Genomic DNA, 26190 nt, shown 5'->3' with positions numbered 1-26190 from the left:
CGTATTTGAATGGCTGAAAATTAAAGCTTTAAATACATATCAATATGCGGAATTCCACAATCCAGATATTCATCACCTTGAGCTTCAAATCCCAGCGCTTGATAGAAGCCAATGGCGTGCACTTGCGAAGACAGCTTTACCAACTTACGCTGCTCTGCACGCGCATAGTCAATCACGGCCTGCATCAAGCGCTGACCAACACCTAAACCGCGTGCTGTGGTTAGGACTGCAACCCGACCGATACTGTTATTTGACAATAAGCGTGCTGTAGCAATCGCCTGATCCTGCTGAAAAACAATGAAATGTACAGCAACCGCATCTTCAACATCCCACTCATCTTCAGCTGCAATATGCTGTTCTTGAATAAACACGGCTTCACGAATCGCTTTGGCATACACTGTCAAATCTTTCCAGCTGCCGGACACTATTTTAAGTTCTGGACTATTTAGCATTTAGAACCAATTCCCTGCTGATCCCACTGGTCATTGAGCAACAATTCCAGTGAATGTTTCTGGATACCATACATCTCTTTTAAGGCCTGAATTTGTGCCAGAACCGCCTGATCAGGTTGTTGATAGTCTTTACGTTTTGTCGCCAGAATCATTTTATTTTTACTGGTATGTTCCAGCGCCACAAATTCAAAAACTTTGGTTTCATAACCATAAGCTTTGAGCAGTAAAGCACGAATGGTATCGGTCAACATTTCTGCCTGCTGTCCGGCATGAATACCAAACTGTAACATCGGGCTGAGGACTTTTGGCGCCTGCAACTGCGGACGCAATTCCTTATGACAACACGGTGCACACATGATCATCTGCGCATTCAGGCGAATCCCGCTATGAATCGCAAAATCTGTTGCTACATCACAGGCATGTAAGGCAATCATCACATCCAGACGTTCCGGTGCATAAGTACGGACATCCCCCTGGAAAAAGTCCAGCTGATCAAAACCAGATTGCTGCGCGACATTCTGGCAGAATTCAACCATTTTCGGATTAAGCTCTACCCCGGTGACATACGGCGTTTGACCATGTTTTTGCATATAGTCATATAAAGCACAAGTCAGATAGCCCTTACCCGAACCAAAATCCACCACGCGCAGGCCTTCAGCCTGTGGCTTAATCTGTGCCAATGCACCTGAGAAGATTTCTACAAACTTATTAATCTGCTTCCATTTACGCGCCATGCTCGGAATGATTTGCGCTTTTTGATCGGTAATACCGAGATATTGGAGAAAGATGCTGTCCTGATCGACATAACGTTGTTTAATCCGGTCATGGCCTTGTTCAGCAGGCTTCACCTGATTCATCGTGGCTTTATGTTTGCTACGCGTTAACATAGCTTTTTTCTTGTTTTTTTTCAGCTGTAATTCTTCATCTACTGTCATCAGATTGGCCTGTTTGCAACACGCCAGTAGTGAAGTAACCTGGAATAATGCTTCATCTAAAGGATAATTTTTCGTGACATCCTGCGTCTTGTAACGATATAGACAGCTCAATACGCGCTGTTCATTTAATGTAATGACTCGCAAGGTCATTTTCTCTAAATCCTGCAGTTCACCTTTATACTGGCTTAAGATCAGGCGATCGAATTGATTCCTTTCAACAGCTTGCTGAAAGGTATCCAAGAATTGCTGTTCCTGATCTGAGAGAGTTGCCAACGTTGACATAGATAAAACCTGAAATGAATTGCGCATCAAGTTTAAATCTTCTTAACCTAAAAGCAAAATTGAATTACCATACAAGTGTATATTTGAAAAAGAATGACAATCATGCAGAATGCTCCACTGGTTCCAGATTATGATCAAAATGAGGAACGGATTAACTATATTAGTCATGGTGTAGGTGCCGGACTGTCTATTGTTGCTGGTATTCTTTTGATTATTAAAGGGTCTTACCTAAGTACTGGACAATGGATTGGACTGTGGGTTTATGCACTCAGCATGATTCTGCTGTTTTCTGCTTCCATGCTTTACCACATGGCCACTGCAGCAGACCGCCGTTATTTTTATAAAAAAATCGATCATACTGCGATTTATTATTTAATCGCCGGAACCTATACCCCTTTCCTGTCGATTGCCATTCCGACTGCCAAAGCCCAGTATTTATTGATTGCTCTCTGGGTGATTGCTCTTCTTGGTACACTTTTCAAGTTCGTTTTCATTCATCGTTTTCAGAAACTTTCTTTGGCGGCTTATCTGGCCATGGGCTGGCTGGCGCTGCTGGTGATTGATGATATGCAGCAATATTTAAGTGCTCAATCTTTAACCTTTCTCATCATTGGTGGACTCGCTTATACCGTGGGTGCATTGTTTTACGCTTTAAAAAGAGTAAGATATACCCACGCTATCTGGCACATATTTGTATTGATAGGCGCAGGATCACATTTTCTGTCTATCTATCTTTACGTGATTTAATCATCTCCTTTTTCATTTCAGTGACCCTGAGCGAGTTGAAGCGAGAAGATTGCAGTTGTTTTTTTAAAAAATTACGCCTTTTTTAAAAAGATTACGCTTTTAAAACTAAGTTTTTTTATTTTTAGTAAGTGTAAGGTTTTCCATGGCGTCGTCTAATTCTGCTGCTCAGCCAGCACAAAATTCAAAATTTCGCGTTTTAACAGCAAGCTTGGTAGGCACTACAATCGAATTCTTCGATTTTTATATTTATGCCACCGCTGCTGTCATTATTTTTCCGTATCTGTTTTTCCCTGCAAGTACAGATCCGATGACCGCAACCATTCAGTCTCTTGCGACTTTTGCCATTGCATTTATTGCCCGTCCGATTGGTGCAGCATTATTTGGTCATTTAGGTGACCGGATCGGACGAAAAGCCACCTTGGTTGCAGCTTTGCTGACTATGGGGATTTCAACCGTTGCGATTGGTCTATTGCCAACTTATGCGCAAATCGGAATTGCTGCGCCACTGTTACTTGCACTGTGCCGTTTAGGTCAGGGCTTGGGTCTGGGTGGTGAATGGTCAGGTGCGGTACTTCTTGCAACTGAAAATGCCCCGGAAGGCAAACGTGCCTGGTATGGCATGTTCCCGCAACTGGGTGCTCCGATCGGCTTTATTCTGGCAACAGGTTCTTTCCTGACGCTTGGCGCTTTCATGTCTGAAGCTGACTTTATGGCTTGGGGCTGGCGTATTCCGTTTATCTCAAGTGCCTTGTTGGTAATTATGGGTTTATGGATCCGTTTAAAACTGCATGAGACCCCTGCTTTCCAGAAAGTGCTGGATAAACAAAAAGAAGTAAATGTTCCTTTTGTTCAGGTATTCAAAAAGCATTCCCGCATGCTGGTTCTGGGTACGATTGCTGCAATCTGTACATTTGTTGTGTTCTACCTTACTACGGTATTTGCATTGCAATGGGGAACAAAACAACTCGGTTATTCTCGTGAAGAATTCCTGCAATTGCAGTTAGTTGCAACCCTGTGTTTTGCTGCATTCATCCCGCTTTCAGCAGTATTAGCCGAGAAATTTGGCCGTAAGACTACTTCCATTGCGGTATGTGTCATTTCTGCGATCTTCGGTATCTTCTTTGCAGATATGCTTGAATCTGGCAGCACCTTGGTGGTGTTCCTGTTCTTGTGTATTGGTCTGGCGATTATGGGCTTAACTTATGGGCCAATCGGTACGGTATTGTCTGAAATCTTCCCGACTTCAGTACGTTACACGGGTTCTGCATTGACCTTTAACTTGGCAGGCATTTTCGGCGCATCATTTGCACCGTTAATCGCAACCAAGCTGGCAACAGCCTATGGTTTATCTGCAGTCGGTTATTATCTGACCGCAGCATCTATCCTGTCACTTGTCGCGTTTTTGCTGATTCGTGAAACCAAGAATGATGATGTAAATAATCAGATCTAAGATTTTAGATTGATTCAAAAGCCAGCACTTGATGCTGGCTTTTTTTATGATTTCACAACAAAACTCGGCTACTTATCTCGTTAAATTTGCTCAACAATCAAATAAACTCAATTTAAAAAAATGAGGCAAGGCCATGCAGGATCTTATTGAATACCTATCGCAGGAGCAGTTGGTCAATATCATTATTTTGCTGGAAGATGATAAAAAATTAGAAGCTGTTCGCTATATCACCGAGAATACGCCCTTGGATGAAGCTCAGGCACTGCAAGTGATTGATGAAATTGTGCGGGAACATGATGTGGTCATGAAGCATGAAAGTACCGGTCCACGCTTTAGTGATGATGCCGCTGATATCGACCTGGTGACACCACCCTTAGAAATCCCCACCCATCCTAGTTTGAGCACATCCACAGAAGCTGAAATTACTGCACAGCAATTACGTGAAAATGTGCCAACCCGAAAAATTGAAAAGAAAATCTGGATGATGGCGGCCGTCGCAGTGGTCTTGCTGATTCTGGTCTGGATCATCAGTTAACGCGGTACAGCACGTCGACTGAATTTAAATCAGTTCAATAATATCAATGGTAGGTGGCACCCGAAAACGGAAAGGCACACCGACCAAGCCGGTACCGACAGTGACGAACACATCTGCATGTTCATGGCGGTACATGCCCTTTTTATGTCCCAAAATTGAAACCTTTTTCATGACGTAATTAGTTAGCCAAGGCAGCTCTACCTGTCCGCCATGAGTATGCCCGGACAGCATCAGAGGGCGCGTCGGCAGTTTGGGAATCATATCGACCGTATCCGGGTTATGCGAAAGAATGACCCAAGGCTTGTCCTGAGGCAAGTCTGGCAAACTGCGCATATCGGCTTTTCCAGCCCAGAGATCACCCACGCCCAAAAGGCGAAACTCATCAAATTCGACAATTTGACCTTCGATATCCATGACCTGATTGACTTGCAGTGCATAGTGCAACAGTTCGCGAATCGGCGGTCCGGGATATTGCTCGTCATGGTTACCATTGACTGAATAGACCGGAGCGTGAATCTCTTTTAAAACTGCCAATTCCTGTGCCAGTTTATTTTCTGGCTCGTAAGTCCAGTCGCCAGCAACCACCACCAAATCAGGTTGAATATGATTTAATTTGTGTACAATTTGTCGCAACTGACGCTCATGACCCGAAAACAGACCGATATGTAAGTCTGCAATCAGGGCGATTTTCACCGGCTGCTTTAAACGTTTATCTGCATTGATCTGATATTGTGTCGTTTTCACTTGAATTAAATGCGGCTCGATAAAGCGTGCATAAGTCAAAACCCCACTGAGCAAAAATACAAAAATGGCTTCATACAGAGAATAATACCCCGTCCATCCAGCATAAATACTGAAGAAAACCAAAGGGATTAATAAATAGGCAAGATAAAACGCCAGCAAATGACCAAAAGCTTTAAAGGGATGAATGGTTTCGGTACGTGATTGGCTCGACCATGCCTGAGCCACAGCCCAGATGGCTAAAATCGCCATTCCCAGATAAAAATAAAACAGTACGGAATTCGAATCCCACATAAATTGGCCTTATTCAGTCGAGCAGCAGATTACTGGCTTTATATTTATCTTTTCATAGCTGGCAATTATACTCAATTCTAATTTTTCATTCTTCGACTTATATGGCCACTGCTCCCCGCGATCAAGTTCACCTTCAATCCTCAAGTTTTATACGCACTCATCGCTATAAAGCCGGCATTTTACTGAGCTGTAGCCTGGTTCTGGGTCTACCTGCATGTAGCACCTTACCCAAGCAAACCGAACAGCCAAGCCAGATGGCATTTGAAACGGATACCTCGCAAACCAGCCTGGCACAAATTGTTGAACCTTTACGTGATCAGAACATCGGGTTGACTGGTTATCGCGTGCTGTATGATCCGCTTGAAGCACTGGCTGCTCGGATTCAGCTGATTAATAAAGCGGAACGCAGTCTGGATCTACAATATTACATCTGGGATAACGACCGAATCGGTGCCCTCGCTCTGCATGCGATTATTCAGGCAGCAGATCGTGGCGTAAAAGTGCGCCTGCTGATGGATGACAATAATGCCAAGAAAATGGAAGGGATTTATCTGGCCTTAAACCAGCATCAAAATATCGATGTCAAACTGTATAATCCCTATCGCTTTCGTAAATACCGCGCCATGGACATGGTGCTGGATTTAAAGCGCATTAACCGCCGCATGCACAATAAAAGCTTTATTGCCGATAACCAGATTGCCTTGATTGGCGGGCGCAATATGAGTAACCAGTATTATAATGTCAGTGAAAGCTATCAGTTCTCTGATGTCGATGTGATGCTGGTCGGTGCAGCATCGGATGAAATCATTCATTCCTTCGATGAATACTGGAATGATGATTATGCCTATCCGGTACAAGAGGTGGTGAATCCACGGCATCATGGCTTACGTTTTCCAAGCTTAAAAGAACAGCTAGAAACCCATAGTCAGGATCCAGCGACTCAAAATTATCTGGATCTGGCCAATCGTTCCAGAGTCTTTGACCAATGGCTGGAACAAAACATTCAGCTGGATTGGGTGGAAGCTGAAGTGGTCAAAGATCCACCGAGCAAAATCAAAGCCAAGGCCAAAACCGAAGAACACCTGAATTTCCAGTTATTACAGCGCCTGGAAAAACCTGAACAAAGTGTCGATATTGTCTCTGCCTATTTTGTCCCGGAAAAAATTGGTGCAGACCGTTTAAAGAAACTGGCGAATGAGAATATCAAGGTTCGCGTCCTGACCAACTCTTTTAAGGCCAACGACGTTGCCGTGGTGCATGCCTTTTATGCCAAATATCGTCAGGATCTATTGGAAAATGGGGTGCAGCTGTATGAGTTCTTGGCAGCGCCAGAAGCTAATCACCTAAATGCCAATACTGAGGAAATTTCGAAAAAAGCTAAAGTCAGCCTGAAAGGATTGAGTCGTTCTAGCCTGCATGCCAAGTTGATGGCACTGGATCAAAAACAGGTGTTTATTGGTTCCTTTAACTTTGATCCGCGTTCAGCTTATCTAAATACTGAAATTGGCGTATTGCTAAACAGTCCGTCTTTGGCACGTGCAGTACACGACACCATGGACAAAAATCTGAGTAAATATGCTTATAAGCTGGTGCTGGATGCGAATCAGAACATTAACTGGAAAATCAAGAAAGCCAATGGTGACGTTCAAACGTTTACCAAAGAACCAAAAATGAAATGGTATCAGAAAGCTAGCCTTAAACTGGTGTCTTGGCTGCCAATTGAAGGTTTTATGTAAGCTGGATTCTTTGAACAGAAACCATAAAAAAGCCTCTTATTGAGGCTTTTTTAATACCCGTGACTGAAGTTCAACCAGGCCAGTCTGCATTTTTTCCTGGACCACACGGGTGAGGCTTTCAACCGTATGCCCTTCAGTGGCAATTGCAGGTAAAGCCACTAAATGTGCAATGACTTGCGGCATTTCCAGTACTTTTTTGACATGGGCGGCAAAACTGATGTCATTGACAAACGGCGCAACCATATCCAGTTCGCCCTGCTGATTCACATAACAAATCAGACAGATTTGTACAGGACGCTGCGCTTCAATCGCGGCGCCTAAAATCCGGCCATGCACTTTTTTGATGGCTCGCCCATCAGAAGTCGTCGCTTCAGGAAAGAACAGCACCGGAATATTCTGTTTCAGGAAACCGGTAATTTGTTCACGAATCCTGACGGAATCTCCTGAACCACGTTTAATAAATAAGGTACCCCCACCCTTGGCCAATTTGCCTAGAATTGGCCAGTTCTCAATTTCTGCTTTCGCCAGAAAAAATACGCGTGCCCCTGAACCCAGAACTGCAATATCGAGCCAGGACACATGGTTACTGACCCATAAGGCGGGTTCACGCGGAATCTCGCCATGTACCTGCACTTCGATATTGAATACTTTGCATAACTGGCGGCAAAAATGTTGCACATAGCGCGTATTGGTCGGGTTATTCGGATTTTTATATAAGCCATGACGAAAAACCAAATAAAACCCCTCACTGATGGTGGCCAATGAGGCGGTAATTTTCCGGCTATACAGAAAAAACTTGGCCAAGCCTTCGATATCTGGAGTCTGGTTTTGTACAGTTGAATTCATAAAAACGTCATTAAATCCTAAGCGAGATACAGGGAATATCCACGAATTAAACTCATTCTATACTGTTCATTCGCAACTTGCATTGATAATAAAAATCGACCAATAGCATCTATATCTTCAATTTTAATTGGATTAAAAAATCATTCAAACTAAAACTATCGAAATATTAGATTGAAAAGGATCGTAGCCATGCCAGATCAAACCCAGCCCGCGAACGACACACCTCAGCCTTTACAAATGCTCAAATATATTTTGGGCGGCACCTTCATCTATGCCGTGGTACTGGTAACACTTGCACAACTGTTTATCAGCGCACTTTAAACCAAAGCGGCGCTAATTCAGTATCTGCACAGCCCTTTTTCAACTACACTAAAGTTTTCAAGTGGAGATTGGCCTGAGTGGAATATTTACAACAACATCGAGGGAAAGAGCGCGTCATTCTGGTGAGTGTCAGCGTACAAATGCTGGATGACCTTGATGCTGAAGAGTTTCGTTTGCTGGCTCAGTCTGCAGATGCTGAAATTCTGGAACATATTTATGCTCAGCGGGTGAAACCCGATGCCAAATTTTTTATCGGCTCCGGCAAGGCAGAAGAAATCGCTGAACGTGTTGAAGAGCTGGAGGCCAATCTGGTCATTTTTGACCATGCCCTGACCCCAGCCCAAGCCCGAAATCTGGAACAGGTGATCAAATGCCGCGTGGTCGATCGTACTGAACTGATTCTGGATATTTTTGCCCAGCGTGCCCGTACCTATGAAGGTAAGCTGCAAGTCGAACTGGCACAGCTACAACATTTATCTTCACGTTTAATTCGTAGTCGTGGCAATCTCGACAGTCAGAAAGGCGGGATTGGTTTACGTGGTCCCGGTGAAACCCTGCTGGAAACGGACCGTCGCTTGCTGCGTATCCGTATGGGACAGCTCAAGGCACGCATTGATAAAGTCCGCCAAACCCGGATGCAAGGTCGTGTAGCCCGTCAAAAAGCGGCTGTTCCAACAGTATCTTTAGTCGGCTATACCAATGCAGGCAAGTCGACCCTGTTTAACTTACTCGCCAACAGCGATGTCTATGCAGCCGATCAGCTGTTTGCCACTTTGGACCCTACTTTACGGCGTCTGGAATGGGATGGGATTGGCAATCTGGTACTGGCCGATACGGTAGGTTTTGTCCGTAACCTTTCCCATTCGCTGGTTGAATCCTTTAAAGCAACTTTGGAGGAAACCGTAGAAGCCACGCTGTTACTGCATGTCATTGATTCAAGCAGCCCAGAAATGCTGGAGCAGATTGAAGCTGTAGAAAAAGTGCTGAAAGAAATTGGTGCCGATGTTCCGATCCTGCAGGTTTATAACAAAATTGACTGTAGCGGTGAAGAAGCCAAAATTATTTATCGACGTCCGGGCGAACCGGAACGGGTTTATGTTTCGGCACATAGTGGCGAAGGTATCGATCTGCTGCGTAAAGCGGTACATGAATCCTTGATGGGGAAACTGCAATCCTTCGATTTAATCCTGAAACCCGCTTATGGCAAGCTGCGTAACCAGCTCTATGATCTGAATGTGATCCAGTCAGAACATTATGATGATGAAGGCCAGCTGCATCTTCATATTCGAATTGCCCCACAAAAACTGGAACAGTTGATTAAACAGGCGCATTTACCTTTAGAGGAAATTCTGGGCAAACAGGCCCAACAATTTCAGCGTCCACTGGAAGCGTTTGAAATCCAGTCAAAGATCGAGTAAAACTTGATAAGTAAACTTATTAATATTAATGATCATAGCAATGAACTGGATAAAACGAATAGATTGGCCAGCATGGATCGGTACCCTCTTACTTATTATTGTCTTTCGGGAAGCTTCGGTCTGGTTAATGACCCAACTGAATCATCCTGAATTAGGCAATCTGGTCGGGTTATTGAGCCTTTTAATTGTGCTATTTACCTGGCGCTACTTTGGCAAACTCCCCGCCCGCCTCGTGGATACCAATAATAAACTGATGAAGGAAAGCGCCTTTGCTTTCCTGCCTGTCAGTGCAGGTGCACTAATGATGCTGGTACATATGGGCCAGAAAATTCCGGCCTTTCTGTTCATCATGTTTTTCAGCACCCTGATTCCTTTATGGATTTACGCCAAAATGGCCAAGCGCTGGTTATAGGAGTTCCGCATGTTATCTATTTTGTATGGCTTTGCGGTTACGCTCAGCGCCTATCTGATTGCCAAACCCTGTAACCGGTTCATACCGCAAATTCCCGTCATCGTGTTCAGCATGTTCTTTGTACTGGCGATTTTATTTGTGCTAGGCATTCCCTATGAAAATTACATGGATGAAGTTAATCCACTCTTTAACCATTTACTCGGCTATGTGACCGTCGCCCTGGCTATCCCTCTGGCCGCGATGCGCTACGATGACTTGCCGCTCAAAGCCATTATCGGCATTTTGGTTTTTGCCAGTATCAGTGCTGTCGCCTTGCCGATGGGACTGGCTTATCTGCTGCATATGTCCTCTGCAGATATTATGGCGTTTGCTACCCGCGCAGTGACCACTCCAATTGCGATTAATATTGCCACCTTGCTGGATGCACCCATAAGCATGGTCATTCTAATCGTGATTCTTTCCGGGGTGATTGGTGCAGCTTTTTCTCCATTTATTCTGAGACATATCAATGATGAACGTGCTTCCGGACTGGCTTTAGGACTGGCCGCACATGCTATTGGCACAGCTCAGGCCTGGCAGCGCGGCAGTGTTGCAGGTCGTTATGCTGCTTTTGGCATGGCGGTAAATGCGGTCTTCACGGCGATCTGGTTGCCAACTTTTATACTTTATTTGCAAAAAATGTGACTAGTGAATCAAATTAATCATTTGTTTTATGTGGTAATCGTTCTTACTATAGAGTAAGAACACTAATCCAACCTAGGAACAGATATATGAATAAGGTTCAATTTTTTTCAACTTTACTTTTAGCCTCTTTCAGCCATCTGGCCTTGGCTTCCGATATTTCAGGAACATGGCGAAGTATTGACGACAAAACCGGTTCGCCTAAAGCATTCCTGGAAATTCGTGAGACGGCTTCCGGCGTCTATGCTGCCAAGATCACAAAAATCACCCCGCGTCCTGGATATACTCCGAAAGAAAATTGTGTGTCCTGTCCCGCACCTTATACCAATAAACCTATTCTTGGTCTGGATGTACTCACTGGCTTAAAGCACGTCGGCAATAACAGTTTTACTCAAGGCAAGCTGCTTGATCCATTATCAGGGAATCTTTATAACACCAAGGCAAAATTAAGTGCCAATGGGAAACGTCTTATTCTACGTGGTTATATCGGGGTATCAGCGCTTGGCCGTAGTCAAACCTGGATTAAGCAGGATTAATTCCTGCTTAATTAAAAAAATGTGATGGAGTTATGCTTTAGTAGATAGAAACTTGCATTTTAATGCATTAGGTTGTATGAATATTAAACATATGCTTTTTTCATGCAATATAGATTATGAAAGTGTATTAACGTAGTTTGCATCAGCATTCACCACATGGAATTAGGTGAATGTTTATAAAAAAATAAGGATAAGGATATCGCATGTATAAAATCGCACTTTTAACTGTTTTTTCAGCTTCTTTATTCACTAGCTCTCTGGCCTTTGCGCAGGAATTATCTGGTCTCTGGCAACAGATTGATGATAAAACCGGCTCACCTAAAGCATTGATTGAAATGAAAACGCAGGCTGATGGCTCGTATACCGGAACGATTACTAAAGTCACACCTCGCCCAGGTTATACACCACGGGAAAAATGTGTCAAATGTCCACCACCTTATACCGATAAACCGATTTTGGGGTTAGACGTCATTAAAGGACTGAAACCCACCAACAAAAATAACTATGCACATGGCCGGGTACTCGATCCACTCACTGGCAAAATTTATGATTTAAAAGGGCGGATTTCTGCCAATGGGAAACGACTGACTTTACGTGGATATATCGGGATCTCTGCGATTGGTCGCACACAAACCTGGATTCGCCAGGATTAATAAAAACAGCACTTTTGTGTTGGGGATATTTTATTCATCTATAAAAAAGGCATAAATATAATGAAACAAACTAAATTAGGATTAATGTTCATCGCTGCACTGATGACTGGGACTGCTTATGCACAGGATCTGACGGGCATCTGGCAGCAAATTGATGATAAAACCGGCTCACCAAAAGCAATTATTGAAATTCGTCAAAATGATAATGGGACTTTTGCTGGAAAAATTATCAAAGTGACTCCACGTCCAGGCTATACTCCACAAAAGACCTGCAATAAATGTCCCGCGCCTTATACCAATCAGCCGATCATGGGCATGGATGTATTGACTGGTTTAAAACATGTGGAAGGCACCAACAATTATGAAAAAGGTAAAGTGATTGATCCATTGGCAGGTAAAGTTTATGACGCTCGAGTGCGTCTAAATGCCAATGGTAAACGTTTAACCTTGCGTGGTTATGTGGGTGTGTCCGCTTTAGGCCGTAGCCAGACCTGGATTCGCCAAGATTAATACCTAATTCTCATTATTCAAAAAAGCTGCCAAATTGGCAGCTTTTTTTAGTGTATCAACTCTATAGTATTCAGATAAGTGTTGACTATTTTAGTAAGATTTCTAACATGAGCGGGCGATGATAAAAATTCTTTGGAATGACTCTCTATGTTTAAAAAAATATTACTTGCCGCGCTTACAGCAGGATGTATGACGAATTTGTGGGCAGACGATATTACCGGGACCTGGCAACAAATTGATGATAAAACGGGGGCGGCTAAAGCGATTATCGTCATTAGCAAAGAAGCAAATAATACCTATTCAGGCAAAATTGTAAAAATCACGCCTCGCCCAGACTATAATCCACGTGAAAAATGCAATAACTGCCCTGCACCTTATACCAATCAGCCTATTTTAGGCATGACCATTTTAAAAGGCCTAAAACTGGTTGAAGGCACCAAAAATTATGACAAAGGTCGTATTATCGATCCATTGGCAGGTAAAATTTATGATGCAAAAATGCGTTTAAACAATACCGGTAAACGTTTAACATTACGTGCCAGTATGGGCGTTTCAGTTCTAGGCCGTAACCAGACCTGGATTCGTGCAGACTAATTTAAGATTTGAAAAAAAGCCACGTAATCACGTGGCTTTTTTAATAGCTTTACTTACATCACCGGATTATCCACGGCAAACATCTGCTGATCTTCCAGGCGGAAGGCCATCAGTTGATTACCCCAGACACAACCGCCATCTACATTCTGAATCTTGTTCGAAATGGTTTTACCGTTCAAGGCGGCCCAGTGACCAAACAGGATCTGATGAGTTTGTGCGGCCTGTGATTCAAACTCAAACCAAGGTTTAAAGCCTTGCGGCATCGGATCATCCAGCGCATCTTTAAAGCTGTATTCCAGACGTCCCTCAGTATCGGTTAAACGCATACGAGTCAAGTAATTCACGATACAGCGAATACGTTCATGGCCTTGTAGTTGATCCGACCAGAGTGCGGGCTCTTTCCCGAACATTTCTTTCAGAAAATCATCCAGCACCTCAAAGTCATCATGAGCAATGATCGCTTCGACTTCTTGTGCCAATTGAGCAGTTTTTTCTGCACTCCAGATATTCGGAATCCCAGCATGCGTCAGGATAGTCTGCTCATTTGGAAATAGACACATTGGCTGTTTGCGCAGCCAGTCAATCAGGTCATCACTGTCGATCGCATCAATCACATCACGAACATTGTCTTTTTCTTTCACCGGTTTGATGCCGCGCGCATAAGCCAGCAAAGTCAAATCATGATTTCCCAAGACCGTCGCAGCCGCACCTTGTTCAGCCAGCTTTTTGATAAACCGCAATGCAGCGATTGAGTTTTCACCACGTGCAACCAAATCTCCAGCAAACCAGATAAAATCTTGTTCTGCATCAAACTGGATTTCCTTGAGTAAAGCTTTCAAGGCCTCAAAACAACCTTGAACATCCCCAATCACATAATTATATCGAGCAGTGCGGTTCATCGTAATTTAAGCCACCATTTGATCTGAAAGTGCAACAAACTGTTCAAGGGTTAGGGTTTCTGGACGCGCCATCGGATCAACACCCGCTTTTTCAAAACCTTCTTCGACCAGCATACCCTTCAAGCTGTTACGCAGAGTTTTACGACGCTGGGTAAAGACATGCGATACCAGACGTGCCAGCGCTTTTTCATTCTTCGCCACAATCGGTTTAACTTTATAAGGCTCTAAACGGAATACCGCTGAGGTCACTTTTGGAGGCGGATTAAAAGATCCAGGTGGCACTTCAAACAGGAAAGTCGGTTTACAGAAATATTGAATCATCACCGACAGACGGCCATATTCTTTGGTATTCGGTGATGCGGTAATGCGGTCTACCACTTCTTTTTGCAGCATGAAATGCATGTCTTGCACTTTGTCACCAAATTCCAAGAGATGGAATAACAGTGGCGTTGAAATATTATAGGGCAAGTTACCGACCACACGTAATGGACGATCTTCCTGGAACAACTGAGAATAATCGTATCTCAAGGCATCGGCTTCAATAATGGTTAAACGTTCCGGATGCGGCACACGACCCGGCAGGCCAGCAGCCAGATCACGATCCAGCTCAAGTACGGTTAAGGCATCACATTCACCAATTAAAGGTGAAGTCAAAGCGGCCAGACCCGGGCCAATTTCCAGAATGTTCTGACCTGGACGCGGATTGACTGAGCGTACAATTTTGGCAATGACACGCTGGTCATGTAAAAAGTTTTGACCAAATCTTTTTCGAGCCTGATGCCCTTCATCTTTTGGGTTTAAGGCATTAATTTGATACATAAAAACATTTCCAACGTGAGTGATGAACAATAATCAGTGGCGCGCCAGATCGAGGGCTAAATCGACAGCAACGTGCAGGCTGGAACTTTTCGCAAGTCCCGTCCCCGCAAGGGAGAGTGCTGTGCCATGATCAACAGAAGTTCGAATAAACGGTAAGCCGAGGGTAATATTAATGGCTTCACCAAAGCCCTGTGATTTTAACACAGGTAAGCCCTGATCGTGATACATCGCCAGAACAGCATCAGCATCTTTTAGGTTTTCTGGAGTAAATAAAGTATCAGCAGGTAGGCTTAAACTCATGTTGATACCTTGGGCACGATAGCTTTCGAGTACCGGATTGATCACTTCAATTTCTTCCATCCCCAAATAACCGCCCTCCCCGGCATGCGGATTTAAACCGCAAACCAGTATATTCGGCTGTTCAATCTTGAATTTGGATTTCAGGTCGTGAATCAGAATATCAATCACCTGATGCAAGCGTTCAGGCGTAATCGCATCTGCCACGGCACGAAGCGGAAGATGGGTAGTGGCCAAGGCCACGCGTAAAGTTTTGGTGGCCAGCATCATGACTACACGTGGAACACCAGTAAATTCCTGGTAATACTCGGTATGACCACTAAAAGAAATGCCCGCTTCATTTATCACGGACTTTTGTACAGGCGCAGTCGCGACGCCGACACTTTTTCCTGACATGGCATAGTCTGCGGATCGACGCAGTTGCTCCAGTACATAAGCCGCATTGTTCGGATTCAGCTCACCCAATACGACGTCTTGCTGCACGGGAACATGCTCTACAAATAGCTGACCGATGCCTGAAGATGACTCCTGTCCTTGATATTCAATCAGCTCAACCGATAATTTGAGTACCTGAGCACGTTGCTTGAGCATATGAATATCCGCCAATACCACAATTGGGCGCTCATCAACACGATCTGCAAGACTCAGGCAAATATCAGGACCAATTCCGGCAGGTTCCCCACTGGTGACATATAAAGGCAGCATCATCTTCTCAATTTGGCAAAGCTGAGAAATATTATAACCCGATCACGCCTACGCTGTAGTAATCATTGCAAAGAGTACTTATAAATCAATATTTTGATACCATTGAAACTATGGTTACAAATATAGTTGCAGTTTTTGTAGCATATAAAGGCTTAGGTCTTTCTTTCACCAGGGAAATTAGATAAAATACAGCGCTTGAAATTTTAATTTTCATTTGTGATTCTTCACGTATTCGTTTAGAATCGCGTCTCCTTTAGTTTGGACAGATTCCATAGTCCAAACCAACTATAATAGGTAGTGGTTTAATGAAAACTCTCAGCGCTAAGCCAGCTGAAGTTCAACACGACTGGTACGTTGTTGATGCTTCTGGCAAAACTTTAGGTCGCCTTGCGACTGAAATCGCTCGTCGTTTACGCGGTAAGCATAAAACTTCTTATACTCCTCACGTTGACACTGGCGACTACATCGTTGTTATCAATGCTGAAGAAATCACTGTGACTGGTAAAAAGTCACAAGATAAGAAATACTATCGCCACACTGGTTTCCCTGGTGGTATCCGTGAGACTAACTTTGAAAAGTTAATCGCTCACAAACCAGAAGCAGTTCTAGAAAAAGCTGTTAAAGGTATGTTACCTAAAGGTCCTCTTGGTTATGCAATGATCAAGAAAATGAAAGTGTATGCAGGTACTGAGCATCCACACGCTGCTCAACAGCCACAAGTTTTGGACATCTAAGGGATAACAGCACATGGCTACTAATTATGGTACAGGTCGCCGTAAGACCGCAACTGCACGTGTTTTCCTATCAGCTGGTACTGGTAAACTCGTAATTAACAACCGTACTCTTGAACAGTATTTCGGTCGTGAAACTGCTCGTATGGTTGTTAACCAACCACTTGAGCTTCTTGAAGCTACTGACAAATATGACCTTTACATCACTGTTGCTGGTGGTGGTATTGGTGGTCAAGCAGGCGCTATCCGTCACGGTATTACTCGTGCATTGATCGCTTCTGACGAGACTTTAAAACCTGCTCTTCGTCAAGCTGGTTTCGTTACTCGTGATGCTCGTGAAGTTGAACGTAAGAAACTTGGTTTACGTAAAGCTCGTAAACGTCCTCAGTTCTCTAAACGTTAATTCGTTTACCGAATCGGACAAAAAACCCTGGATTTTCCAGGGTTTTTTTATGGCGGTTAGTGGGTCATTTAGAACTTTTTTCTTGTTATTGTTCATGTACATCCTTACCCCATACCCCTTCGTGACACCAGAATGACTTCATCAAATAATAATTTGCGATCCCAATACAGATAAACAGCAAAATGACAGGAAGCTTGATCAGCATCTTATTTTCCTCCAGTTGTTTTTCTTATAATCTACCTCGGCTCAAGCCGATTGATCTTTGATGCTTGGTGCTTTTTAGGTTGAATTTTAGTATCCTAGTCTATTCATTAGAAGCTCATCAGGATTTATGTCAGTCGAAAGCGCGCCTCTTCAAGGAATCACTCTCTATAGTCATGCCGATGACTTTCGTTCCCATTGGATTCGCTATGTGCTTACCGAAAAACAGATTAAATATAACCTGATTTTGGTGGATGCCGATGATGAGGATCTGGCCAGTCTCAATCCTTATAATCAATTGCCGATGCTGATCGAAAATGAACTTAAATTATTTAATACTTCGATTATCTCAGAATATGTAGATGATCGTTATCGTCAGAATAAACTGTATGCCGATGCTCCGATGCCCCGGGCAGAGCAACGACAATACATCTGGCGCTTTGAAAATGACTGGCTGAAGCTGGCTGATATCATGTTACGCCATCCTGATACGCTGGATAAGAAAGCCAGAACTCAGGCACAAAAGCAGTTACAGGATATCCTGATTTCACTGATGCCACTATTCCAGCATTTTCCCTATTTTATGTCTGAACAATTTAGTATCCTGGATTGTATGCTGGCACCAATTTTTATCCGTCTGAAACAGATGGGCGTAGAATTACCACAGCAGCAATGCCGTCCGTTTTATTTATATTGCCAACGAATTTTCAGTCGTCCTGCCTTTGTAAAATCCATGACATTGCAGGAAAAGAACCGTTATTCAGTGCAACTCAAACATCCGTAGAGAAACATCATGTCCGAACAAGAATTCAACCTTAGCCCTACCCGTCCCTATATGGCACGTGCAATCTATGAGTGGGTTTGCGATAACAATATGACGCCTTACCTGCTGGTGGATGCCACACGCCCAAATACCATGGTTCCTGAGCAGTTTATTAAAGACGGACAGATTGTTCTGAACATTGTGCCACATGCCGTACATGCGCTGCATATGAGCAATGATGCCATTAGCTTCTCGGCTCGCTTTGGTGGCGTTTCTCGTGATATTTATGTGCCTATGGCAGCAGTACTCGGTATTTATGCACGTGAAAATGGTCAAGGTTTATTCTTTGATCCAAGTGAATATGAGCATACACAAAATGATGAAGATGCTTTAAAATCAAGCACTGAAGAACAAACTGAACAACCAAAGAAAAAACCGACTTTAAGACTATTAGATTAAAAATAATGGAGCAAGTGAATGGCTTTTGATTTAGTACAATATTTTGTTGAACAGATAGAGACTCAAAAGCCTGAGCTTCTAAAAGAATATACAAAAGAAGAAAGACGAAAATATATATCAGAAATCAATGCCTTAACTTTAGGAAAACTTATTACTGAATGGCGTCATAACCCACAAAAAATTTATAATGAAATCAATCATCCTGATGAATTATATATCCTGGAAATCGTGCGTCATCTCGCTACCAGTCCGGAAAATCAATCCACTCTGGATCGAGCCCAGCTTGAGCACAGCACTTCAGAAATTTTTCATTTACAGCTTATTGAATTAAAACAACTGCATGATACCGGCAACCATAATATCCATAGCATTCAGGAATTACTGACCGGGCAAATTGAACATTTATCTGGTCAAGCAGATGATTGGGTTTGGACAACAAACAAGCTAACAGAACTCAAAGGCTCTAAACCAATTGTGCAAGAAGAGCTATCATTGGAAGCATCAATGAAGGAGTTTAATCAAATGGTAAGCCAGAATCAGCAGCATCAAGATGTCGAAGAAGTCATTGTTATCAATACCCCAACATGGGCAAAGATTGTTGAACCCATCGTGGCGATTGTCATTCTTTGGGTATTAATCGCAGCCGTAATGCGCGTGTTTGGCTAAAATAGTCTGCAATAAAAAACCAGCGATTCGCTGGTTTTTTATTTTGTAAGGTTTATAAGATCAGCTTGTAAACTCTTATAGCGCTAGTTTTACAGAGATCCCAATAGGTCAAACAAATTAACAGGAATTCTCTGTCTCAGAAGAATCTGATCAGCTTTGAGATAGATATATTAAATATCTTATCTAAAATTCCACGCACAAAAAAATCCCCCTCTGCTAATGCGGAGGGGGATTTCGAATAATGAGCTGGCGATGACTTACTCTCACATGGGTAATCCCACACTACCATCAGCGCTAAGAGGTTTCACTTCTGAGTTCGGGAAGGGATCAGGTGGTTCACTCTTGCTATGGTCGCCAGCACAACTGTTTATGGATACTTGCTAGGTCTTATTGAGATGCCTTGCTTTCTACCAAATAGAATTCATTAACAGATTTATCTGAGTTGGATAGTTTGTTCGTTTAGCGTAACTAAATCAAGTCACTTTGTTTAATATCGAATCAATCGAGCTTTTATACAACAACTGTTTGGGTGTTGTATAGTCAAGCCTCACGAGCAATTAGTATTGGTCAGCTTCACATATCACTATGCTTCCACATCCAACCTATCAACGTCGTAGTCTTCAACGGCTCTTTAGGAGACATAAAGTCTCGGGGAAATCTTATCTTGAGGTAGGCTTCCCGCTTAGATGCTTTCAGCGGTTATCCCTTCCGAACATAGCTACCCGGCGATGCCACTGGCGTGACAACCGGTACACCAGAGGTTCGTCCACTCTGGTCCTCTCGTACTAGGAGCAGATCCTCTCAAATTTCCAACGCCCACGGTAGATAGGGACCGAACTGTCTCACGACGTTCTAAACCCAGCTCGCGTACCTCTTTAAATGGCGAACAGCCATACCCTTGGGACCTGCTTCAGCCCCAGGATGAGATGAGCCGACATCGAGGTGCCAAACACCGCCGTCGATATGAACTCTTGGGCGGTATCAGCCTGTTATCCCCAGAGTACCTTTTATCCGTTGAGCGATGGCCCTTCCATACAGAACCACCGGATCACTAAGACCTACTTTCGTACCTGCTCGACTTGTGGGTCTCGCAGTTAAGCGCGCTTTTGCCTTTATACTCTACGCGTGATTTCCGACCACGCTGAGCGCACCTTCGTACTCCTCCGTTACTCTTTAGGAGGAGACCGCCCCAGTCAAACTACCCACCAGACATGGTCCTCGTCCCGGATAACGGGACAGAGTTAGAACCTCAATATTACCAGGGTGGTATTTCAAGGACGGCTCCATCGCAACTAGCGTCGCGACTTCAAAGCCTCCCACCTATCCTACACAAGTAAGATCAAAGTTCAATGTCAAGCTGCAGTAAAGGTTCACGGGGTCTTTCCGTCTAGCCGCGGGTACACCGCATCTTCACGGCGAATTCGATTTCACTGAGTCTCTGCTGGAGACAGCGCCCCCATCATTATGCCATTCGTGCAGGTCGGAACTTACCCGACAAGGAATTTCGCTACCTTAGGACCGTTATAGTTACGGCCGCCGTTTACTGGGGCTTCGATCAAGAGCTTCGCTTACGCTAACCCCATCAATTAACCTTCCAGCACCGGGCAGGCATCACACCCTATACGTCCACTTTCGTGTTTGCAGAGTGCTATGTTTTTAATAAACAGTTGCAGGGGCCTGGTTTCTGAGGCTGTCGGCCGCTCAAGGAGCAAGTCCTATCACAGACAACAGCGTACCTTCTCCCGAAGTTACGGTACCATTTTGCCTAGTTCCTTCAGCAGAGTTCTCTCAAGCGCTTTGGTCTACTCGACCTGACCACCTGTGTCGGTTTCGGGTACGATTCCTGTGTAACTGAAGCTTAGAGACTTTTCCTGGAAGCATGGTATCAGCCACTTCACTGTACAAGTACAGCTTGCTATCAGTTCTCAGCATAGAGTACCCCGGATTTGCCTAAGATACATGCCTACAACCTTCCACCTGGACAACCAACGCCAGGCTGACTTAACCTTCTCCGTCCTCTCATCGCATTACACAGAAGTATTGGAATATTAACCAATTTCCCATCGACTACGCCTCTCGGCCTCGCCTTAGGGGTCGACTCACCCAGCCCCGATTAACGTTGGACTGGAACCCTTGGTCTTTCAGCGTGCGAGTTTTTCACTCGCATTGTCGTTACTCACGTCAGCATTCGCACTTCTGATACCTCCAGCAGACTTCTCAATCCACCTTCATCGGCTTACAGAACGCTCCCCTACCACGCATAATAAATTATGCATCCGCAGCTTCGGCATATAGTTTTAGCCCCGTTACATCTTCCGCGCAGGCCGACTCGACTAGTGAGCTATTACGCTTTCTTTAAAGGGTGGCTGCTTCTAAGCCAACCTCCTAGCTGTCTATGCCTTCCCACATCGTTTCCCACTTAACTATAATTTTGGGGCCTTAGCTGGCGGTCTGGATTGTTTTCCTCTTGACTACGGACGTTAGCACCCGCAGTCTGTCTCCCGGATAGTACTCATTGGTATTCGGAGTTTGCATCGGTTTGGTAAGTCGGGATGACCCCCTAGCCGAAACAGTGCTCTACCCCCAATGGTATTCGTCCGAGGCGCTACCTAAATAGCTTTCGGGGAGAACCAGCTATCACCAAGTTTGATTAGCCTTTCACCCCTATCCACAAGTCATCCCCTGGCTTTTCAACGACAGTGGGTTCGGTCCTCCAGTTAGTGTTACCCAACCTTCAACCTGCTCATGGATAGATCACCTGGTTTCGGGTCTATACCCAGCAACTAAACGCCCTATTAAGACTCGGTTTCCCTACGGCTCCCCTATGCGGTTAACCTTGCTACTGAATATAAGTCGCTGACCCATTATACAAAAGGTACGCAGTCACCGAACAAGTCGGCTCCCACTGCTTGTATGCATGCGGTTTCAGGATCTATTTCACTCCCCTCACAGGGGTTCTTTTCGCCTTTCCCTCACGGTACTGGTTCACTATCGGTCAGTCAGGAGTATTTAGCCTTGGAGGATGGTCCCCCCATATTCAGACAAGGTTTCACGTGCCTCGCCCTACTCGACATCATCATATAAGCCCTTTCGTGTACAGGACTATCACCGTCTACGGTCGCACTTCCCAGAGCGTTCCACTAGAACTTATATGACTTAATGGGCTCTTCCCCTTTCGCTCGCCGCTACTGAGGGAATCTCAATTGATTTCTTTTCCTAAGGGTACTGAGATGTTTCACTTCCCCTCGTTCGCCTTGCAACACTATGTATTCATGTTGCAATACCTACCTTATGGTAAGTGGGTTTCCCCATTCAGACATCTCCGGATCACAGGATATTTGCCGCCTCCCCGGAGCTTTTCGCAGGCTATCACGTCTTTCTTCGCCTCTGACTGCCAAGGCATCCACCACATGCACTTAATTACTTGACTATACAACCCCAAACAGTCGTTTATCCTTACAAGTGGGATAAGCAACAGATTGTGTCTTTCAACACTCTCATACAGTTGGCGTTTCGTAGATTCAACTACTGTACAGCTTCAATTAGATTCATATACCAAAACGCTTGATTCAGTTAATTTCGCTAGAACTCATTTCTTTAATCTTCACATCACAGTAATAAATCACTGTTAGTGTTGATCTTAAAAACGAGTTTGAACAAATTATTTCAACTCAAATATATTCTGTTAATGATTTTTCCAGCCTTCGTCAGGTCAGGAAACTGTGATAAATCACAGAGATTATCAAGTGCGCGTATCATAACGCTTGTACTTGTTAATCTCTAGGATCTAAACACCTGATCGCTTAGGAACTAAACAACTTCATCACTGTATGCTTACATACTGCGCGAAGCGTAGCTTCTTGCTTAAATTTCAAGTAAAAGCAGTGCTTTTATGATCTTGAAATTTGGTGGAGACTAGGAGAGTCGAACTCCTGACCTCCTGCGTGCAAAGCAGGCGCTCTACCAACTAAGCTAAGTCCCCAGCTTATCAATAAGTCAATGTATCGTTCTGTTCTGTTTGCTTCAGCACTTTCATGCTTCGTTAGTCAGATTTGGTGGGTCTGACAAGACTTGAACTTGTGACCCCACGCTTATCAAGCGTGTGCTCTAACCAACTGAGCTACAGACCCTCAGATACATCGTATGAAGAACAACTTGTTGTGGATTCTTACCAATCGTCAATCTTTCGTTAAGGAGGTGATCCAGCCGCAGGTTCCCCTACGGCTACCTTGTTACGACTTCACCCCAGTCATCTGCCACACCGTGGTAAGCGTCCCCCCTAAGGTTAGACTACCTACTTCTGGTGCAACAAACTCCCATGGTGTGACGGGCGGTGTGTACAAGGCCCGGGAACGTATTCACCGCGGCATTCTGATCCGCGATTACTAGCGATTCCGACTTCATGGAGTCGAGTTGCAGACTCCAATCCGGACTACGATCGGCTTTTTGAGATTAGCATCCACTCGCGTGGTAGCAACCCTTTGTACCGACCATTGTAGCACGTGTGTAGCCCTGGTCGTAAGGGCCATGATGACTTGACGTCGTCCCCGCCTTCCTCCAGTTTGTCACTGGCAGTATCCTTAAAGTTCCCGGCTTAACCCGCTGGCAAATAAGGAAAAGGGTTGCGCTCGTTGCGGGACTTAACCCAACATCTCACGACACGAGCTGACGACAGCCATGCAGCACCTGTATGTAAGTTCCCGAAGGCACCAATCCATCTCTGGAAAGTTCTTACTATGTCAAGACCAGGTAAGGTTCTTCGCGTTGCATCGAATTAAACCACATGCTCCACCGCTTGTGCGGGCCCCCGTCAATTCATTTGAGTTTTAGTCTTGCGACCGTACTCCCCAGGCGGTCTACTTATCGCGTTAGCTGCGCCACTAAAGCCTCAAAGGCCCCAACGGCTAGTAGACATCGTTTACGGCATGGACTACCAGGGTATCTAATCCTGTTTGCTCCCCATGCTTTCGCACCTCAGTGTCAGTATTAGGCCAGATGGCTGCCTTCGCCATCGGTATTCCTCCAGATCTCTACGCATTTCACCGCTACACCTGGAATTCTACCATCCTCTCCCATACTCTAGCCAACCAGTATCGAATGCAATTCCCAAGTTAAGCTCGGGGATTTCACATTTGACTTAATTGGCCACCTACGCGCGCTTTACGCCCAGTAAATCCGATTAACGCTTGCACCCTCTGTATTACCGCGGCTGCTGGCACAGAGTTAGCCGGTGCTTATTCTGCGAGTAACGTCCACTATCCAAGAGTATTAATCTCGGTAGCCTCCTCCTCGCTTAAAGTGCTTTACAACCAAAAGGCCTTCTTCACACACGCGGCATGGCTGGATCAGGGTTCCCCCCATTGTCCAATATTCCCCACTGCTGCCTCCCGTAGGAGTCTGGGCCGTGTCTCAGTCCCAGTGTGGCGGATCATCCTCTCAGACCCGCTACAGATCGTCGCCTTGGTAGGCCTTTACCCCACCAACTAGCTAATCCGACTTAGGCTCATCTATTAGCGCAAGGCCCGAAGGTCCCCTGCTTTCTCCCGTAGGACGTATGCGGTATTAGCATCCCTTTCGAGATGTTGTCCCCCACTAATAGGCAGATTCCTAAGCATTACTCACCCGTCCGCCGCTAGGTAATGTAGCAAGCTACATTTCCCCGCTCGACTTGCATGTGTTAAGCCTGCCGCCAGCGTTCAATCTGAGCCATGATCAAACTCTTCAGTTTAATACTATGTAGCACCTTAAAGGGTGCCAATCTTGACTCATCAATTTTCTGACAAATATTTCTCAAATAAACTTCGAGTAATTTCTACCATCAATCAATGAAAATAATTTCGATCGATCAACCAGTAAAAATCCACACAAGTTGTTCTTCATAATCTCTTAATGATCTTCTTGCTGATTCGTCACCAGCAAGCTAGGTCGGCTATATTACACTAGATATTCTTAGTGTCAACTAGCAATGAAAACTATTTTTAAACTTTCTTTCTAAAACCCAACTCAATCAAACTTAACTAAGTCACTGTTTTATCAGAAGTTTTAATCTTCATCACCGCCGATGGATGTGCATTCTACAGGATTCCCAACCCAATACAACCCCTATTTTTAAATAATTCAGCAAAATCATCACGATTGTTTATTTATTCTACAAAAAATACAGGTTTTTCTATTTTTCACTCAAAATTTATTCAATTATTGATGTTTTAAAGTAGTTTATTTACTTATCAATGGGTATTTCTAGTTAATTTAATTGCTATATCTATCTAAAAATTTTTTATTGTCTTTATTTCAGATCAAACACAACAGATGAGTTAATAAAATAGATTTACTATGGAATCCCTTACCCATTTTAAAAATATAATCCTCATCCATCCATTAAAATTCCATTCAACAAGATAATCACTCTATAGATAAACTCTGGTTAAATTGTTGAATGATTAAAATTAAGAGTGAAGCAATGCGAGAAGAAAGCAATCTTCAATGCACAGTTTTATTAGATGAAAAATAATTTAATAGGAATTCGAGCATTCATCATGATAGCCACCGATAACAATTGTATATTTTTTATTCACATTGAATTTCAGGCATAAAAAAACCGCTTAACGCGGTATCTTTTATCTCGACCATCTTGAAGGAGATGGTCGGAGCAGTAGGATTCGAACCTACGACCCCCTGGTCCCAAACCAGGTGCACTACCAGGCTGTGCTATGCTCCGATTTCAACTTTAAAAGTTGGGGTGAATGACGGGATTCGAACCCGCGACAACTGGAATCACAATCCAGGGCTCTACCAACTGAGCTACATCCACCATCATTTTGATTCTTAACATCAAGCGACCAAATGGCGCGCCTGACAGGATTCGAACCTGTGACCATCCGCTTAGAAGGCGGATGCTCTATCCAACTGAGCTACAAGCGCGTTACTGATGCAAACATCATTTGCCTTGAAGAATTGGTCGGAGCAGTAGGATTCGAACCTACGACCCCCTGGTCCCAAACCAGGTGCACTACCAGGCTGTGCTATGCTCCGATTCATCTCAGCTTTCGTATCGAACATCGTTCGGTACGGTGTGCATTCTAGGCGTGACGCCCGGAGACGTCA

General features: G+C 44.2%; 24 protein-coding genes, 6 tRNA genes and 3 rRNA genes. 17 read left to right on the top strand and 16 right to left on the bottom strand.

The window, feature by feature from the left end:
- Positions 1–20: 20 nt before the first annotated feature.
- Positions 21–452 (bottom strand): GNAT family N-acetyltransferase, encoded by a 432-nt coding sequence (locus H0S56_RS03025; protein WP_180180531.1) that lies wholly within the window; start codon positions 450–452, stop codon positions 21–23.
- Positions 446–1669 carry a class I SAM-dependent methyltransferase gene (locus H0S56_RS03020; RefSeq protein ID WP_195725625.1) on the bottom strand — a complete coding sequence of 408 codons (1224 nt, stop codon included), beginning with the start codon at positions 1667–1669 and terminating at the stop codon, positions 446–448. The genes H0S56_RS03025 and H0S56_RS03020 overlap by 7 nt, the downstream gene beginning before the upstream one ends.
- A gap of 102 nt (positions 1670–1771) precedes the next feature.
- Here H0S56_RS03020 and trhA point away from each other — a divergent pair, with 102 nt between their 5' ends.
- The 3 genes from trhA (at position 1772) to H0S56_RS03005 (ending at position 4401) form a co-directional block, all read left to right on the top strand.
- Positions 1772–2416, top strand: a complete 645-nt coding sequence (gene trhA / locus H0S56_RS03015) for a PAQR family membrane homeostasis protein TrhA (RefSeq protein WP_005106124.1) — start codon at positions 1772–1774, stop codon at positions 2414–2416.
- Positions 2417–2558: 142 nt separating this feature from the next.
- Positions 2559–3866 (top strand): MFS transporter, encoded by a 1308-nt coding sequence (locus H0S56_RS03010; protein WP_195725624.1) that lies wholly within the window; start codon positions 2559–2561, stop codon positions 3864–3866.
- A 133-nt stretch (positions 3867–3999) separates the two neighbouring features.
- Positions 4000–4401: a hypothetical protein gene (locus H0S56_RS03005; RefSeq protein ID WP_004281696.1), complete on the top strand. Its 402-nt coding sequence runs from the start codon at positions 4000–4002 to the stop codon at positions 4399–4401.
- Positions 4402–4425: 24 nt separating this feature from the next.
- On the opposite strand, the gene H0S56_RS03000 is transcribed toward H0S56_RS03005, so the two are convergent.
- The gene (locus tag H0S56_RS03000) at positions 4426–5436 is read right to left on the bottom strand and encodes a metallophosphoesterase (RefSeq protein WP_195725623.1); all 1011 of its coding nucleotides are present in this window, start codon (positions 5434–5436) and stop codon (positions 4426–4428) included.
- 101 nt (positions 5437–5537) lie between these two features.
- On the opposite strand from H0S56_RS03000, the gene H0S56_RS02995 reads away from it, so the two are divergent.
- The gene (locus H0S56_RS02995) at positions 5538–7172 is read left to right on the top strand and encodes a phospholipase D family protein (protein WP_195725622.1); all 1635 of its coding nucleotides are present in this window, start codon (positions 5538–5540) and stop codon (positions 7170–7172) included.
- 36 nt (positions 7173–7208) lie between these two features.
- On the opposite strand, the gene H0S56_RS02990 is transcribed toward H0S56_RS02995, so the two are convergent.
- The gene (locus H0S56_RS02990) at positions 7209–8018 is read right to left on the bottom strand and encodes a lysophospholipid acyltransferase family protein (protein WP_004281693.1); all 810 of its coding nucleotides are present in this window, start codon (positions 8016–8018) and stop codon (positions 7209–7211) included.
- Positions 8019–8207: 189 nt separating this feature from the next.
- Here H0S56_RS02990 and H0S56_RS14395 point away from each other — a divergent pair, with 189 nt between their 5' ends.
- The 8 genes from H0S56_RS14395 to H0S56_RS02955 all read left to right on the top strand — a co-directional run bounded on the left by H0S56_RS14395 (position 8208) and on the right by H0S56_RS02955 (position 13143).
- On the top strand, positions 8208–8339 hold the full coding sequence (locus H0S56_RS14395) for a hypothetical protein (protein WP_005248002.1): 132 nt from the start codon (positions 8208–8210) through the stop codon (positions 8337–8339).
- A 77-nt stretch (positions 8340–8416) separates the two neighbouring features.
- Positions 8417–9757 carry a ribosome rescue GTPase HflX gene (gene hflX / locus H0S56_RS02985; RefSeq protein WP_195725621.1) on the top strand — a complete coding sequence of 447 codons (1341 nt, stop codon included), beginning with the start codon at positions 8417–8419 and terminating at the stop codon, positions 9755–9757.
- A gap of 40 nt (positions 9758–9797) precedes the next feature.
- Complete coding sequence (locus H0S56_RS02980) at positions 9798–10169, top strand: hypothetical protein (protein WP_121979987.1); 372 nt, start codon at positions 9798–9800, stop codon at positions 10167–10169.
- A gap of 9 nt (positions 10170–10178) precedes the next feature.
- On the top strand, positions 10179–10853 hold the full coding sequence (locus tag H0S56_RS02975; RefSeq protein WP_044111685.1) for an LrgB family protein: 675 nt from the start codon (positions 10179–10181) through the stop codon (positions 10851–10853).
- 86 nt (positions 10854–10939) lie between these two features.
- Complete coding sequence (locus H0S56_RS02970; protein WP_195725620.1) at positions 10940–11386, top strand: DUF2147 domain-containing protein; 447 nt, start codon at positions 10940–10942, stop codon at positions 11384–11386.
- 203 nt (positions 11387–11589) lie between these two features.
- A complete protein-coding gene (locus H0S56_RS02965; RefSeq protein ID WP_005252776.1) occupies positions 11590–12039 on the top strand; it encodes a DUF2147 domain-containing protein in 450 nt (149 codons plus the stop codon).
- A 60-nt stretch (positions 12040–12099) separates the two neighbouring features.
- Positions 12100–12549 carry a DUF2147 domain-containing protein gene (locus H0S56_RS02960; protein WP_004645963.1) on the top strand — a complete coding sequence of 150 codons (450 nt, stop codon included), beginning with the start codon at positions 12100–12102 and terminating at the stop codon, positions 12547–12549.
- Positions 12550–12696: 147 nt separating this feature from the next.
- A complete protein-coding gene (locus H0S56_RS02955) occupies positions 12697–13143 on the top strand; it encodes a DUF2147 domain-containing protein (protein WP_004645964.1) in 447 nt (148 codons plus the stop codon).
- A 53-nt stretch (positions 13144–13196) separates the two neighbouring features.
- On the opposite strand, the gene H0S56_RS02950 is transcribed toward H0S56_RS02955, so the two are convergent.
- From H0S56_RS02950 to pdxA, 3 genes are read right to left on the bottom strand one after another with little or no spacing between them, the layout of a single operon-like run.
- Entirely contained in the window at positions 13197–14042 is an 846-nt protein-coding gene (locus H0S56_RS02950) for a symmetrical bis(5'-nucleosyl)-tetraphosphatase (protein ID WP_195725619.1), read from the bottom strand.
- A gap of 6 nt (positions 14043–14048) precedes the next feature.
- Positions 14049–14861 carry a 16S rRNA (adenine(1518)-N(6)/adenine(1519)-N(6))-dimethyltransferase RsmA gene (gene rsmA, locus H0S56_RS02945; RefSeq protein WP_004645966.1) on the bottom strand — a complete coding sequence of 271 codons (813 nt, stop codon included), beginning with the start codon at positions 14859–14861 and terminating at the stop codon, positions 14049–14051.
- Between the two features lie 33 nt (positions 14862–14894).
- Positions 14895–15863, bottom strand: a complete 969-nt coding sequence (gene pdxA, locus H0S56_RS02940; RefSeq protein WP_195726040.1) for a 4-hydroxythreonine-4-phosphate dehydrogenase PdxA — start codon at positions 15861–15863, stop codon at positions 14895–14897.
- A gap of 305 nt (positions 15864–16168) precedes the next feature.
- Between pdxA and rplM the strand changes: the two genes are divergently transcribed.
- The 5 genes from rplM to H0S56_RS02915 all read left to right on the top strand — a co-directional run bounded on the left by rplM (position 16169) and on the right by H0S56_RS02915 (position 19086).
- Positions 16169–16597 carry a 50S ribosomal protein L13 gene (gene rplM / locus H0S56_RS02935; RefSeq protein ID WP_004281682.1) on the top strand — a complete coding sequence of 143 codons (429 nt, stop codon included), beginning with the start codon at positions 16169–16171 and terminating at the stop codon, positions 16595–16597.
- Positions 16598–16610: 13 nt separating this feature from the next.
- Positions 16611–16997 (top strand): 30S ribosomal protein S9, encoded by a 387-nt coding sequence (gene rpsI / locus H0S56_RS02930; RefSeq protein ID WP_004281681.1) that lies wholly within the window; start codon positions 16611–16613, stop codon positions 16995–16997.
- Between the two features lie 331 nt (positions 16998–17328).
- A complete protein-coding gene (locus tag H0S56_RS02925; protein WP_153566430.1) occupies positions 17329–17982 on the top strand; it encodes a glutathione S-transferase N-terminal domain-containing protein in 654 nt (217 codons plus the stop codon).
- A gap of 9 nt (positions 17983–17991) precedes the next feature.
- The gene (locus H0S56_RS02920) at positions 17992–18420 is read left to right on the top strand and encodes a ClpXP protease specificity-enhancing factor (protein WP_191112653.1); all 429 of its coding nucleotides are present in this window, start codon (positions 17992–17994) and stop codon (positions 18418–18420) included.
- Positions 18421–18438: 18 nt separating this feature from the next.
- Positions 18439–19086, top strand: a complete 648-nt coding sequence (locus H0S56_RS02915; protein ID WP_004281678.1) for a hypothetical protein — start codon at positions 18439–18441, stop codon at positions 19084–19086.
- Positions 19087–19330: 244 nt separating this feature from the next.
- Here the strand turns inward: H0S56_RS02915 and rrf are convergent.
- The 9 genes from rrf to H0S56_RS02870 form a co-directional block, all read right to left on the bottom strand.
- Positions 19331–19445, bottom strand: a 5S ribosomal RNA gene (gene rrf / locus H0S56_RS02910).
- 177 nt (positions 19446–19622) lie between these two features.
- A 23S ribosomal RNA gene (locus H0S56_RS02905) occupies positions 19623–22516 on the bottom strand.
- Between the two features lie 476 nt (positions 22517–22992).
- Positions 22993–23068, bottom strand: a tRNA-Ala gene (locus H0S56_RS02900).
- Positions 23069–23139: 71 nt separating this feature from the next.
- Positions 23140–23216, bottom strand: a tRNA-Ile gene (locus H0S56_RS02895).
- A 60-nt stretch (positions 23217–23276) separates the two neighbouring features.
- Positions 23277–24814, bottom strand: a 16S ribosomal RNA gene (locus tag H0S56_RS02890).
- Together the 16S, 23S and 5S rRNA genes with 2 tRNA genes alongside form the textbook arrangement of a ribosomal RNA operon.
- A 913-nt stretch (positions 24815–25727) precedes the next feature.
- A tRNA-Pro gene (locus H0S56_RS02885) sits at positions 25728–25804 on the bottom strand.
- 17 nt (positions 25805–25821) lie between these two features.
- Positions 25822–25897: transfer RNA gene (locus H0S56_RS02880), tRNA-His, on the bottom strand.
- 33 nt (positions 25898–25930) lie between these two features.
- Positions 25931–26007, bottom strand: a tRNA-Arg gene (locus H0S56_RS02875).
- 34 nt (positions 26008–26041) lie between these two features.
- Positions 26042–26118, bottom strand: a tRNA-Pro gene (locus H0S56_RS02870).
- Positions 26119–26190 lie beyond the last annotated feature (72 nt).

This window comes from Acinetobacter lwoffii (assembly GCF_015602705.1).
GTDB lineage: Bacteria > Pseudomonadota > Gammaproteobacteria > Pseudomonadales > Moraxellaceae > Acinetobacter > Acinetobacter lwoffii_E.
This window is presented reverse-complemented; position numbering and strand designations above follow the sequence as displayed.

Bases quoted from the DNA above. Each gene is read 5' to 3' on its own strand.
- H0S56_RS14395 (WP_005248002.1), top strand. From the start codon at position 8,208: ATGCCAGATCAAACCCAGCCCGCGAACGACACACCTCAGCCTTTACAA.
- H0S56_RS02975 (WP_044111685.1), top strand. From the start codon at position 10,179: ATGTTATCTATTTTGTATGGCTTTGCGGTTACGCTCAGCGCCTATCTG.
- H0S56_RS02925 (WP_153566430.1), top strand. From the start codon at position 17,329: ATGTCAGTCGAAAGCGCGCCTCTTCAAGGAATCACTCTCTATAGTCAT.
- H0S56_RS02950 (WP_195725619.1), bottom strand. From the start codon at position 14,042: ATGAACCGCACTGCTCGATATAATTATGTGATTGGGGATGTTCAAGGT.
- rpsI (WP_004281681.1), top strand. From the start codon at position 16,611: ATGGCTACTAATTATGGTACAGGTCGCCGTAAGACCGCAACTGCACGT.
- H0S56_RS02990 (WP_004281693.1), bottom strand. From the start codon at position 8,018: ATGAATTCAACTGTACAAAACCAGACTCCAGATATCGAAGGCTTGGCC.
- rplM (WP_004281682.1), top strand. From the start codon at position 16,169: ATGAAAACTCTCAGCGCTAAGCCAGCTGAAGTTCAACACGACTGGTAC.
- H0S56_RS02980 (WP_121979987.1), top strand. From the start codon at position 9,798: ATGAACTGGATAAAACGAATAGATTGGCCAGCATGGATCGGTACCCTC.
- H0S56_RS03020 (WP_195725625.1), bottom strand. From the start codon at position 1,669: ATGTCAACGTTGGCAACTCTCTCAGATCAGGAACAGCAATTCTTGGAT.
- H0S56_RS03010 (WP_195725624.1), top strand. From the start codon at position 2,559: ATGGCGTCGTCTAATTCTGCTGCTCAGCCAGCACAAAATTCAAAATTT.
- trhA (WP_005106124.1), top strand. From the start codon at position 1,772: ATGCAGAATGCTCCACTGGTTCCAGATTATGATCAAAATGAGGAACGG.
- rsmA (WP_004645966.1), bottom strand. From the start codon at position 14,861: ATGTATCAAATTAATGCCTTAAACCCAAAAGATGAAGGGCATCAGGCT.
- H0S56_RS02995 (WP_195725622.1), top strand. From the start codon at position 5,538: ATGGCCACTGCTCCCCGCGATCAAGTTCACCTTCAATCCTCAAGTTTT.
- H0S56_RS02960 (WP_004645963.1), top strand. From the start codon at position 12,100: ATGAAACAAACTAAATTAGGATTAATGTTCATCGCTGCACTGATGACT.
- H0S56_RS03025 (WP_180180531.1), bottom strand. From the start codon at position 452: ATGCTAAATAGTCCAGAACTTAAAATAGTGTCCGGCAGCTGGAAAGAT.
- H0S56_RS02920 (WP_191112653.1), top strand. From the start codon at position 17,992: ATGTCCGAACAAGAATTCAACCTTAGCCCTACCCGTCCCTATATGGCA.
- pdxA (WP_195726040.1), bottom strand. From the start codon at position 15,863: ATGCTGCCTTTATATGTCACCAGTGGGGAACCTGCCGGAATTGGTCCT.
- H0S56_RS02965 (WP_005252776.1), top strand. From the start codon at position 11,590: ATGTATAAAATCGCACTTTTAACTGTTTTTTCAGCTTCTTTATTCACT.
- H0S56_RS02955 (WP_004645964.1), top strand. From the start codon at position 12,697: ATGTTTAAAAAAATATTACTTGCCGCGCTTACAGCAGGATGTATGACG.
- H0S56_RS02970 (WP_195725620.1), top strand. From the start codon at position 10,940: ATGAATAAGGTTCAATTTTTTTCAACTTTACTTTTAGCCTCTTTCAGC.
- H0S56_RS02915 (WP_004281678.1), top strand. From the start codon at position 18,439: ATGGCTTTTGATTTAGTACAATATTTTGTTGAACAGATAGAGACTCAA.
- H0S56_RS03005 (WP_004281696.1), top strand. From the start codon at position 4,000: ATGCAGGATCTTATTGAATACCTATCGCAGGAGCAGTTGGTCAATATC.
- H0S56_RS03000 (WP_195725623.1), bottom strand. From the start codon at position 5,436: ATGTGGGATTCGAATTCCGTACTGTTTTATTTTTATCTGGGAATGGCG.